This is a genomic window from Neobacillus sp. PS3-12, from assembly GCF_030915385.1.
Classification (GTDB): Bacteria; Bacillota; Bacilli; order Bacillales; family Cytobacillaceae; genus JAEVLT01.
Map to the genome: position 1 here is coordinate 1486409 of NZ_CP133268.1, position 12540 is coordinate 1498948.

A 12540-nucleotide genomic window follows, 5' to 3' on the forward strand; every position below is an offset into this window, starting at 1 on the left:
AAACTCAATTTAACTTACATTAAGTTCATTTTTGCTTTTAATAAAAGCTCGTTAGGAATACATCGTTAGGTTGTTTCCCATATGCCAAAATATACTTACAATACTTGAACGAAAAACAGCTTAATAACGGTATTTTTTTATCACTTCCATTTTCTTGTATGCTTGTATACTAGCATAAATAAATGCTTATTTCTAGTATAAAATAGCCTTTATATAAAATTTTTTTACCGCTTTCATAAGAACGTTCCGATTTCAGATACGTACATTTGAAATAATAACTAATTTAACAAAAAAAACGGCTTCCTATTTTAATAGGAATGCCGGCATTTTTTCAAAGTAATCTAAGTATGGACTATCGTCACTATACAAAACTTCCCAGGTTTTAATGGGATCTAGTATGTGTTCCTTTACAACTTCATCTACTTTTTGCACTTCTTTATTTTCAATAATTTGGATAAATCGTTCATGTTGAGCAATAGCTCGTTCAAAACTTTGTTCTATTTCTGAAAGTAATCGGACACGATTATAGTGTGTACTTAAACGGGTTATTGCAGCCCATACATTTTCTTTCTTATTACCTTGATAAATAATATGATGAAAATTTGTATCCAATTTATGAAATTCTTGTTCTACACCTTTATGACCGATCAACTCTTTTTGGAGTGCAACGTTCTTTTTTAACTCTAAAAGGTTTTCATATGGAAAAGACTCACATGCAAGTTTCAGGACTTCTTTTTCCAGATAAAAACGCATAAAGGAAGCTTCTTCTACCAATTGTGGTTTAATTTTAGAAATATAAGTTCCCACTTGTGGAAAAACTTCTACCAAATGCTCTTCCCTTAATTTCGCCATTACTTCTCTTATAGGTGTTCGGGAAAGGTTTAGTGCTTCCGCCAGCTCAATTTCACTTAGTGATTTTCCTGGCTGTAATTCCAGCGACATAATCGCTTCTTTTACCACTCTATAGGAATAATCTTTATTATTTTCCCCAGGTAATCTTGCAGACACCGTCAACATGATGGTACACTCCCCATAATAAAACCATTCAAAAATCGTTTTTTTTTTCATCATATCATGCTCTATTTGTTTCTTCAATACTAGTATTCTAGAAAAGGAAAATAGTTACTCTTCAGAATAAAGAAAACTAATATCCTGTTTAGTGGATATTAGTTTTCTTTATTTAAAATAATTTAAGTATGGACTGCCTTCTTGAAATAAGCTTGCCCAAAGTGGCATCGGTTCGAGAATATGCTTCCTGACAATCTCTTCTACCCTTTCTGATTCTTTATTTTCGATAATGTCCATAATGGTTTCATGTTCAGAGATGGCTTTTTCAAAACTATACTTCATTTCTGACAGCAGCCTAATCCGATTATAATGCGTACTTAAACGAGTAATGGCTGCCCAAACGTTTTCCATCTTGTTTCCTTGAAAGATCGTAAGGTGAAAGTTGTTATCTAATTTATGAAAGTCCCTTTCCATACCTTTGCTGCCGATCAACGCTTTCTGAAGTTCCACATTCTTTTTCAGTTCGAATAAGTTTTCCAGAGGAAAAGAATCACAAGATTGTTTTATTATTTCTTGTTCCAGGTAAAACCTCATAAATGACGCTTCTTTTACTAATTGAAGTTCTATTTTCGTTATATAAGTGCCTACTTGAGGAATAACGACTACTAAATTTTCTTCCCTTAGTTTAGCAAGGACCTCTCTGATTGGTGTCCGTGAAAGATTTAAGGTTTCTGCTAATTCGATTTCACTAATTGCTTGCCCTGGTTTTAGTTCCAAGGACATAATTCCTTCTTTAATTATTCTGTAAGCATAATCCTTATTATTCTCACCCGATAATCTCTTCGTAACAGTCAGTATCATTAACACACCCCCGATCATTTTATTGGAAATATTTTTCCAAATAATAACACTCATTCGTTGTTCAAAGCAAATACCACAAAAGTAACAAATAAATACAGAATACTTTTGGAGTTTATACAATAAACGTTGAAACAAAATAAAAAAACAGACTCTTTGTTTAAACCAAAAGTCTGTTTTTTACAAGGAAGTATTTAATTATTCGCCTAAATCAACATTATGATAAACGCGTTGAACATCATCTAAATCTTCTAACACATCAATCATTTTCTCAAATTTTGCTTGTGCATCTTCTGGAAGAGTCACTTCACTTTGCGCAAGCATTGTTAATTCAGCAACAGTAAATTCCGTAATTCCTGCACTCTTGAAAGCCTCTTGAACAGCATGGAATTGCTCAGGTTCAGCATATACAATAACAGAATCATCTTCTTCTAGGATGTCACGAACGTCAACATCTGCTTCCATTAAAAGTTCTAGCACATCATCTGCTGTTTTTCCTTCAACCCCAATAACAGCCGTTGCATCGAACATATAAGCTACCGAACCACTTACTCCCATGTTTCCGCCATTTTTACCAAAAGCAGCACGAACATCCGACGCTGTTCGGTTTACGTTATTCGTTAAAGCATCGACAATGACCATCGATCCGCTTGGACCAAAGCCTTCATACCGAAGCTCAGAATAGCTTTCTTCTGCTCCACCTTTTGCTTTTTCAATTGCACGGTCAATAATATGTTTCGGTACATTGTATGTTTTAGCACGCTCAAGTACGAATTTTAAAGCTTGATTTCCTTCAGGATCCGGAAACGCCTTGCTTGGCAGCCACATAAATTTCGACTCCAAATTTTGCATAAATACGGCTTGTATTTGCATCTTTTGATGCTTTCTTTTCCTTAATATTATTCCACTTACGACCCATTTACGAACACTCTCTTTCCTCTTTGAATCTACATAAGAATATTAATATGAAATATACTGCTTTTACAACATTTTTTCAAATAAACTACTGACCCCTATAAATGAATGCAAAGAAACACTAGTCTATTATACCTTAAATGGGTAATCTGTAAAAAGTCAATGTATAAAAAATGTAATGTACACTCTCCTTATTTATAGAAACGAGAGTGCCTTCTTTTCTGTTGAAGGCGTTTGATTTTTCGTAATAGACCATAAGAAATATGGATTTTTTCATTTTCCAGCGGAATACCCGGCTGAAGGCTCATCCATAATGATTTTGGATATGCAACCAGCTGATCCGGGTAAACACTTCTATGCCCGATTATGATGTATGCGGTAATACAAGCACCCACCACATATACGCCTGTTAAACTACCAAATAGCTCATAGCCCATAAAAATTGCTGCTATCGGAGTATTAGAAGCAGATGCAACTACTGCTACCATTCCTATTGCAGCACCCAATGCAGGATCCATTCCAAGCAAACTCGCTAACACATTTCCAGATATCGCTCCAATCACAAACTGAGGAGTTACAATTCCACCATAAAAGCCTGATCCTAAAGTTATCGCCACAAAAAGTGCCTTCCAAACAAAACCTTCATACGGGACATGGTCACCAGCAAGTGCACGATCCATAATAGGAAGGCTTAATCCCAAATAATCTGATGGAAGAATTAGAATAAGAAGGGACAAAATCAGACCACCCAAAAAAGGCATCAACGGGGGCCAAATATTAAAACGCTGCTGGGTTACCCGAAATAGAAGCCGCACATTCTCGAATAACTCAATAAACAGCCATGCGATAAGTCCACAAATAAGTCCGATCAGAATCATTTTGAGAAATAATATTTCCGAAAAATGAGAGGAAATACTAACAGGATAATAGGTATAGGAAAGTCTCCACAGTTTACTAACCTCAAAGGAAGAGATGCCCGCTATTACAGCTGGAAAAATAAAATCATAACGGAGACGGCCAATTGTTAATACCTCAACTCCGTAAATTGCCCTGGCAATCGGGGTTCCAAATACACTGGCAAAGCCTGCACTTACCCCGCATGCGACAATCCGCTTTTGTAATTCCGGAGTCAAATGGATCAATTGCCCAAACCAGGAAGCAAGAGTACCTCCAATGTGTGAACAAGGACCTTCTTTTCCAGCGGACCCGCCAGAAGCTAATGTAATAATTGCTGCTAAAGGTTTTAATAGAAATGTTTTATATGGCAATAAACCTGACTGTTGATGAACAGCTGCAATCGTTGAGTCCTTCATTCCTCCTGCAAGATGACGATAACCATAATGAATAATCAGACCGTTAAGAACTCCTCCAATTGGCAATAGAATCATATGGAGATAAAGAGGAATACTTTCGGTTTTATCATAAAAAAAGTAAAGGGCGTGTAAAAATAAACTTGTACCAGTTCCAACAATGATTCCCGTCAATGCTGCAAAAAAAAACCACCGTAATAATGTTGCCAGCATTACAAGTGGTTCAATATATGTACGAATCACGAGTTTTCACCTCTTACATTTTCATCCTTGTAAAAGATAGCACTAATAAACTTGATTGTCTATGTTAGCTCCATTTTATACATATAATGAAAGCACTACCCAGCAAATGGAAAAGGGTAAACAAATATGTCCGTGCAGCTGGAATGGAATATTGAAATAATCCCAATATGGTCGATGAAATACTTTTTTCATCATAGCTCCTGCCAGATATTCAACTAAGGTTGGAATGAACAAACATAAAAACAAAACGATCGTCCCTCGTGTTTGCTTGGTAATAAAAAAGAGCAGTAAAACGGGTACAAATCCATACATGGGCTTAAAAGGGCCTTTGAGAAAGTTGGCCTTAAATCTAAACTATAGCAATAAAATCATCACAGTAAGTGACAAATCTCCAAACTTTACAAATTGCTTTTTTAAATTAAAACGATTGTAGGCATTAAACTGTTTTGTACTCATAAAATGTTATTAGATGTGATTCATACCTTGCAACCTAAGGAGGTGGTGCCTGTATCTAAACAAACGATCATCTGCTGTGCACCTTATTTTTTAGCGTGGTATATCAAGCTGCCCTCGTGAAATTTTCTTTTAAATGAACAATACAAGTTTTCAATGTAAAGAAATTTAAAGGGAGATGGTAAGGATGAACGCAACTACAGGAAATGTGCTTGGTTGGTTAGGGATTATTGCAGCTGTGGTTGGATTTTTCTATGCCCCTATGTGGCTTAGCATTATCGGGTTTGTTTTAGGTTTGATTACTTTGGCAAGTCCACAAAAAGCCTTGGCATGGGTTGCAGTTGTCCTCAGTGTTATTTCATTCGTCGTACAATTTATTAGATAAAGCAGTTTTAACTCGGCCCTTTTCATTGAAGTTTTACTCATATTTTTGATTATAATGTAAGGAAAGCGTCATCATATATTTATGCTGCTACTTTTGCTGCAAAAAAAGCCCTGGGGTAATCCCCTGGGCTTTCTTACCGTTATAAATTAATGTCGCCGCATTTTTTTGCCAACTCATTTAAGTGATCATGTATTTCTCTAAGGACTATTTTACGTTCCGTATTAAAATCCTTTCCGTCCCTAAAGGTTATTTGCCTATCTGCAATAATGACGTGTTTCCTTTTACTCGCATAAAGAGGGACAAAAAGTACATGTTTTCCCGTAGCCTTATAATAGTATTTCTCTAAATAAAGAAAACCATCATACATCTCAGTTGTAGCTGCAGAAGGATCACTATACTGAATATCTGGAAAGAGTACAATGCTTTCTCTCCTGCTCAATGCATCTATGCTGAGATGGAATGTTTCAAGAATCTTTCTTGAACCTCTGTAAACCGGAATTCCTTTTCCAGAGTTTAAAAGAGTGGTAATGAAATAGGATATTGGATACGCACAAATTTTTGCCAGTACTTTATTCCAGCCAAACCTTTTGGTAAACGTATAATCCACATATTGTTTAAAACAAGCCTCACGGTCGAGAAAAACATGAAGCATCCATGCATGCAGACTTTTTGGAAACCACAAAAGAATAATAAAAGGTCCAAACAGATTTTGATGGTGGGAAACAAACACAACAGGCCCATCGATATGGTCAGGGATTAGGGTCGTATACTTGGGGTATATTTTTCGAATACAGTTTTGAAGGATACTGAAAAATGGGCCATAAAATTTAGATATCATGATTTTCGCCTGCCAATTGTTTGTTCAGTTTTTTATTTCGGTTTTTAAAAACCCAATGAAGCTGAACTTGATAACTGAGAATTCCTAAAGTGGTATCGATGCATATTTTTGCAAGAATGACATTTGCTCCAATTAATAGATTGGCAGAGAGCACCAAAAGATACGAGGCGATAATGAGCCCGATAAATAAAATATAGTACTTAACAATCGACTCGGATAATTTATTTTCGCCCCTAAAGACGAGTTTTCGATTCAGATAAAAATTAAAGGAAGAAGAAAGGATTCTTGCTACAAGGGTGGCAAAAAACAAACGTGATTTTAGGGGAAATGCGGCTAATAGTAAACTAGTAAGCAAAATAAAGCTTAATATATCTACAACACCAGAAGCTAAAGTTGAAAAAGAGTATTTTAAGAGGCCGGAAATAAGCTTGATAAAAACCTTCATCGAATCCAAAACGGAATTATAATGGGAACCAGCATTATTATCAAAATATAAGGTCTGAATCGGAATTTCTCTTAATTGCAGACCTCTTTTCTTTGCAAAAATTAACATATTCATTTCGTATTCATATCGTTCACCTTTAAGTTCAACAATCTGTGAAAGAACTTTATTTGGAATTCCCCGTAAACCAGTCTGTGTATCTTCTAATCTACCGCCATAAAATAATTGAAAAAGTGAACTTGTTATACGGTTTCCGATATAGCTGCGTACAGGTACATGTGATTGACTAAAGTCTCTGACTCCTAAAATAATTTCCTCTTCCGTGTTAGAGAGTTCTTCAGCCAGTTTTAATACATCCGGAATCGAATGTTGTCCATCTGCATCAGCTGTTATAACACCATTCAGCTCACTGTGATCGGTCAAAAAATATTGAAAAGCAGTTTTTAATGCTCGCCCTTTCCCTTTATTGATCTCATGTGTTAAAACAGTGCATCTTGAAATATTAGTTAATTTAGTAAAGATATAGGCTAGTTCTTGTTTACTGCCATCGTTTATCACGATAATTTGTTGCACATCATTTGCTAATGTCTTTACATATTCAATTAGGCTTTCTGTTGGATTTAGGGCTGGTATGATCACTGCACAATTAATCATGAATAGCTTCCCCTTTCCTGTGGGCTGGCTAAAAAAGTGAGACAGGTATAAATAAATACCTTTACTATAAATATAAGTATTTAGTAAAAAAAATGACAAATGTTTTGTTCAAGAACAAATTGTGAATGACGCTGTTTTGCAAAAATGAATTGGCTAAAATAGCGAAAAGCCCCATCATAAAAGATCGAGGCTCATTAATCTTTATTGGATCCAAATTGTTACTCAATCGTAAAGCCAATATTGCCGAGAATACTCCCAAATGGATAATTTTAAAAATTTGTTTAAACTTTTCCTCTAATCATTTCAACAATAATTACTGTCGAAACCTGTAAAATAAAATTTGTTGATAATGAAAGCGCTTTCCATTATAATAAGAATTGGGTTGGATGGCACGCGTGGCCATCATGGTATTTGGCGTAGGTGGGGCCAATACTGGTACAGGGCATAATCAAGATGTCCTTAATTTTATGAAAAACTCCAAAATCCTCATTTTTCTGGCACGAGGTACTCGACATTAAGGGTCGATGGACATCATGAGAATGATCCTCTTGTACAAATCATTATTTAACCAATTCCTTATATACCAAAAGGACCTTTTCAAGGTCCTTTTTGGTGTCTGCTTAAAATTAAAAGAAGTTAATAAAAAATCTGAATGGCGATTACACCATCCAGATTTTTTTATCTAAATTAAACACCTTTATATGCTTGACGATAAATCTCTACAAGTTCAGATACAAGTGGCAGCTTCGGATTCGCTGTTGTACATTGATCCTCAAAGGCACGTTCTGCTAAAAACTCGACTGTGTTTTCAAACACGGACTTTTCAACACCATTAGTCTCTAAACTCATTGGAATATTTAATTCTTTAGCCAAATTAATGATCGCTTGAACAAGGCTTTCTACTCCTTCTTCGGTCGTACGGGCTGGCAAACCGAGCATTCTGGCAATCTCTGCATAACGAATATCGGCAATGAATTGCTTGTATTTAGGAAATGCAGTAAATTTTTTCGGCTTTGACGCATTATAACGAATAACGTGAGGCAATAGGATTGTATTTGCACGTCCATGAGCGATATGGTATTCAGACCCTAATTTATGTGCAAGGCTGTGATTGATGCCAAGAAATGCATTGGCAAAGGCCATACCAGCAATAGTTGAAGCATTATGCATTTTTTCACGAGCTAATTCATCACTGCCATTACGATAAGCTGTTGGCAAATATTCAAAAACAAGCTGAATGGCTTTCATGGCCAGCCCGTCAGTAAAATCGTTTGCCATACAGGAGACATACGCTTCAATTGCATGTGTCAGGACATCCATTCCCGTATCAGCTGTAATGACCTGAGGAACCGTCATAACAAATTGCGGATCGATAATTGCTACATCTGGTGTTAATTCATAGTCAGCAAGCGGATATTTCATGTTTGCTTCCTTATCAGTAATAACCGCAAATGAAGTGACCTCTGAACCTGTACCTGATGTTGTCGGAATAGCTACAAGCTGCGCTTTTACACCAAGCTTTGGATATTTTACAATCCGCTTACGAATATCTAAGAATTTTTGTTTTAAACCAAAGAAGTCTGCATCTGGATGCTCATAAAACATCCACATTCCTTTAGCTGCATCCATTGCTGAGCCGCCGCCAAGGGCAATAATAACGTCCGGCTGGAACTTCGCCATTAATTCGGCACCTTTTGTCACCGTTTCAATGGATGGATCTGGTTCCACTTCCGAGAAAATTTCACAATGAACATAGTCAGGGCGCTTTCTCAAATAATAAAGGACTTTATCTACAAACCCTAATTTGACCATTCCTGGATCAGTAACAATTACAGCTTTTGAGATATTCGGCATTTTTGCTAAATATTGAATAGAGTTTTTCTCAAAATACATTTTGGACGGTACTTTAAACCACTGCATATTTACATTCCTTCGTGCCACTTTTTTGATATTTACCAAATGAATCGCTCCAACGTTTGTAGAAACAGAGTTACCGCCATATGTTCCGCAGCCAAGTGTGAGAGATGGCATGTAAGCATTGTAAATATCTCCGATGGCGCCTTGGGAAGATGGAGCATTTACAATAATACGTCCCGCTTTCATTCTTAATCCAAATGCTTCAATTACCTGCTTATCAGTGGTATGAATAACTGCAGAGTGCCCAAGTCCGCCAAATTCAAGCATTTCTTCTGCTCTTTTTAAGCCTTCATCAAGACCGTTAACCTTGTAGCAGGCTAGAACTGGGCTTAATTTTTCCCTTGATAATGGATACTTTGGTCCGACACCTTTTAATTCAGCAATTAGAATTTTGGTGCCCTCTGGGACAGTCACCCCTGCCATTTTAGCAATTTTATAAGCTGCCATTCCAACGATATCTGCATTTACAGCACATGACTTTTCGTTAATGACCAATTTTTCAACTTTTTGTCTTTCTTCTTCATTTAAAAAGTAACAGTTATTTGCTGTTAATTCTTTCTTGACTTCAGCATAAATGTCCTTATCAATAATGACTGCTTGTTCTGACGCACAAATCATTCCGTTATCGAAGGTTTTTGAAAGGATAAGGTCGTTTACTGCTTGATGAACATTTGCTGATTTTTCAATGTAACATGGCACGTTTCCTGGCCCAACACCTAAGGCAGGCTTTCCTGAGCTATAAGCTGATTTCACCATTCCAGATCCACCTGTAGCAAGGATCATGGAAATCTTTGGATGATTCATGAGTGCTTGAGTTGCCTCTAATGATGGTGTTTCAATCCACTGAATACAGTTTTCAGGTGCTCCTGCTTTGATCGCTGCTTCAAGAAGTACCTTTGCTGCTTGGCTGCTTGATTTTTGTGCTGAAGGGTGGAAAGCAAAAATAATTGGGTTTCTTGTTTTAATTGAAATAAGCGATTTAAACATCGTTGTAGAAGTTGGGTTCGTAACAGGTGTTACCCCTGCAACCACGCCAACTGGCTCAGCGATCTCGATCATGCCCTCAATTTCATTTTCATTGATAATTCCAACTGTTTTATCGTACTTGATGTTATGGTAAACATATTCTGTTGCAAACATGTTTTTAATGATTTTATCTTCATAAACGCCGCGACCTGTTTCTTCAACAGCTAACTTTGCCAAAGGCATATGTTGGTCCAGACCCGCAAGAGCCATTTGCTTCACAATCTCATCGATCATATCCTGATCAAAATTTTTTCGGAATTCATCTAATGCTTTTAGTCCATTATCAACCAACTTGTCGATCATTTCTGTTACACTTTGCTTTTCTTTTAAAGTCTTTTCTGCAACTGCCATGGAAATTCCTCCAGTAGTCAATAAGATTTGTGAATCACTTCACATATTGATGTAATTATGATACCATGTAAAAAAGAAAAAACTATGTGAAATATTGAACAAAGTTTGAACTTTTGGAAAAATATGTAAACGATTTCATTTTCTTTGAAGAGTAATAGCAAAATGAAAGAGGCCGCCCCAAAGGACAGCCTCATTTTTATGTTTATACTCACAAAAATAAAAGGAGCCAATTGAATCAATTATGGCTTCCTTTTATTAAGGAACACATATGCGAATAATTATTTATGAAATTTCTTTAAGTTCAGCTGTTAATCTAAGGAAAACTTCCTTATTACGCTCTTTTAAAGAGCGGTCGATTTCCCTACGGATCTTGTCTTTACGAAAATTCATTAGAGCATTGTCTAATACCATTTCAGCAAATAATGAATCCATATTTTCATCCGATGGTTGTGGCAGATTTTTTAAATTCTTTTCCATTTGGAAATCAACTCCTTGAGCTTTTTTCTATTATACAAATAGTTTTCAGACAATTCAATAATTAAGTCTCAAAAATTATATTTTTATTTTAAGAATACTTTCAACCTTGACAACATAGGAAAAGTGGGAGTGCCCGTTTAGTAAGATTATCAATTTATTCCTTCTCAAACATCCTAATCATTACATAATGAAATCCCTTATTTGGAACAATAATAAACGCCGTAGAGGAGGAATTATTAATGGATCATGCAAGTCGTATAGCCGGGAGTTCAGGCCCGCAGAAAAGCTCAAAAACAGGATCCTTAAAATGGTGGCAATTATCATTAATTGGAGTAGGTTGTACCATTGGTACTGGATACTTCTTGGGGTCAAGTATTGGAATACTTGTGACAGGCCCTTCCATTGTCATTTCTTTTTTATTAGCCGCACTTGGTACATATATCGTCTTTAACGTACTGGCAAAAATGACCGCAGAAGATCCTCAAGACGGATCTTTTTGCTATTATGCGAACAAGGCATTTGGCCCTTGGGCCGGTTTTAGCTGTGGCTGGAATTACTGGTGCTCAAATATTTTAATCATGGGAAGCCAATTAACTGCGCTATCCATTCTTTCTAAGTTTTGGTTTCACCAAGTTCCACTTTGGATTTTTGCTGCAGGCTACGCGATCATTGCGATTATTGTTGTTCTATTCGGGACAAAAGGCTTTGACAAAGTTGAAAACATTCTGGCAGTCATTAAGACTGCTGCTATTGTTATGTTCATTATTCTTGCTTTTGCCGCCCTCTTTGGCTGGATTGGCAGTGGCTCAAGGCATTTTGATTTACCTGGTTCAATGGAGCAAATTTTCCCCGAAGGTTATATTGGTTTTTGGTCATCCCTTATCTATGCTTTTTACGCTTATGGCGGGATTGAAGTAATTGGCCTCATGGCCATACGACTTAAAAAGAAAGAAGATGCCCCTAAAGCAGGAAAAATTATGTTATTATTACTTACCATTATTTACGTTCTATCCCTTGGGATGGCAGTGACGATGGAACATTTTAATTCTTTTAATGAAAAAGAGAGTCCTTTTGTTAAAGCCATGGACGACTACCATCTTTCCTTTTTTCCACATGTCTTTAATGGTGCGATCATCATTGCAGGCTTTTCAACCATGACTGCTTCTTTATTTGGTGTGACAACTCTCTTGGTAACCTTGGCAGAGGATGGCGATGCCCCTTCATTTTTTGCAAAAAAACTAAACAAATTTAAAAGACTTCCCCTAGCCTCATTAGGGCTTGGAGCTGCTGGTCTTTTGGCATCTGTCATTACGGCACTGCTTGTCCCGGAAAAATTTATGAATATATCACTACTGCTGCTGGAATTTTACTATTGTATAATTGGTCATTTATCATTATTTCCTCCTTGAAAATTTTAGAAAATAAAACATGGGGGAAATTGTTATCCTATTTTGGATTGTTTCTTATTTTGGCCGCCATCAGTGGAACAATTCTTGAAAAAAATATTCGGTTTGGATTTTTTGTAAGCTTAATATTTGTAGCGATTATCGCCGTTGTGGCTTTTATTACAAAAAGAAAGCCACAAAAAGAAAAGAAGACACTAAAAAGGCTGACGCCTCGAGGGTCAGAGTAATAAGATTAAGGCCAAAATATTTTGGTCTTT

11 protein-coding genes and 1 pseudogene are annotated in these 12540 nt (G+C 36.4%); 2 read left to right on the forward strand and 10 right to left on the reverse strand.

The annotated features are described in order from the left end of the window. Positions 1-303 precede the first annotated feature (303 nt). The 6 genes from RCG17_RS07700 to RCG17_RS07725 all read right to left on the reverse strand — a co-directional run bounded on the left by RCG17_RS07700 (position 304) and on the right by RCG17_RS07725 (position 4646). The gene (locus tag RCG17_RS07700; protein WP_308174613.1) at positions 304-1017 is read right to left on the reverse strand and encodes a GntR family transcriptional regulator; all 714 of its coding nucleotides are present in this window, start codon (positions 1015-1017) and stop codon (positions 304-306) included. Positions 1018-1176: 159 nt separating this feature from the next. Further along, entirely contained in the window at positions 1177-1869 is a 693-nt protein-coding gene (locus RCG17_RS07705) for a GntR family transcriptional regulator (protein WP_308174614.1), read from the reverse strand. Between the two features lie 195 nt (positions 1870-2064). After that, complete coding sequence (locus tag RCG17_RS07710; protein WP_308175785.1) at positions 2065-2718, reverse strand: YebC/PmpR family DNA-binding transcriptional regulator; 654 nt, start codon at positions 2716-2718, stop codon at positions 2065-2067. Next, complete coding sequence (locus RCG17_RS07715; RefSeq protein ID WP_308175989.1) at positions 2660-2785, reverse strand: hypothetical protein; 126 nt, start codon at positions 2783-2785, stop codon at positions 2660-2662. The genes RCG17_RS07710 and RCG17_RS07715 overlap by 59 nt, the downstream gene beginning before the upstream one ends. A 187-nt stretch (positions 2786-2972) precedes the next feature. Then, entirely contained in the window at positions 2973-4334 is a 1362-nt protein-coding gene (locus RCG17_RS07720) for a chloride channel protein (protein WP_308174615.1), read from the reverse strand. Between the two features lie 75 nt (positions 4335-4409). Beyond that, positions 4410-4646: a putative ABC transporter permease gene (locus RCG17_RS07725; RefSeq protein WP_308174616.1), complete on the reverse strand. Its 237-nt coding sequence runs from the start codon at positions 4644-4646 to the stop codon at positions 4410-4412. A gap of 328 nt (positions 4647-4974) precedes the next feature. Between RCG17_RS07725 and RCG17_RS07730 the strand changes: the two genes are divergently transcribed. Continuing rightward, the gene (locus tag RCG17_RS07730; protein WP_308174617.1) at positions 4975-5172 is read left to right on the forward strand and encodes a hypothetical protein; all 198 of its coding nucleotides are present in this window, start codon (positions 4975-4977) and stop codon (positions 5170-5172) included. A gap of 139 nt (positions 5173-5311) precedes the next feature. Here RCG17_RS07730 and RCG17_RS07735 read toward each other — a convergent pair whose 3' ends face one another. From RCG17_RS07735 to RCG17_RS07750, 4 genes are all read right to left on the reverse strand, one after another. After that, positions 5312-6010 (reverse strand): glycerol acyltransferase, encoded by a 699-nt coding sequence (locus RCG17_RS07735; RefSeq protein ID WP_308174618.1) that lies wholly within the window; start codon positions 6008-6010, stop codon positions 5312-5314. Next, positions 6000-7106 (reverse strand): glycosyltransferase, encoded by a 1107-nt coding sequence (locus RCG17_RS07740; protein ID WP_308174619.1) that lies wholly within the window; start codon positions 7104-7106, stop codon positions 6000-6002. Before RCG17_RS07740 ends, RCG17_RS07735 begins: the two co-directional genes overlap by 11 nt. A gap of 687 nt (positions 7107-7793) precedes the next feature. After that, complete coding sequence (adhE, locus tag RCG17_RS07745; RefSeq protein WP_308174620.1) at positions 7794-10400, reverse strand: bifunctional acetaldehyde-CoA/alcohol dehydrogenase; 2607 nt, start codon at positions 10398-10400, stop codon at positions 7794-7796. A 282-nt stretch (positions 10401-10682) separates the two neighbouring features. Next, the gene (locus RCG17_RS07750) at positions 10683-10877 is read right to left on the reverse strand and encodes an IDEAL domain-containing protein (protein ID WP_308174621.1); all 195 of its coding nucleotides are present in this window, start codon (positions 10875-10877) and stop codon (positions 10683-10685) included. A gap of 239 nt (positions 10878-11116) precedes the next feature. Between RCG17_RS07750 and RCG17_RS07755 the strand changes: the two are divergent. Beyond that, positions 11117-12510, forward strand: a pseudogene (locus RCG17_RS07755) (amino acid permease). The last annotated feature ends 30 nt before the right edge of the window (positions 12511-12540 follow it).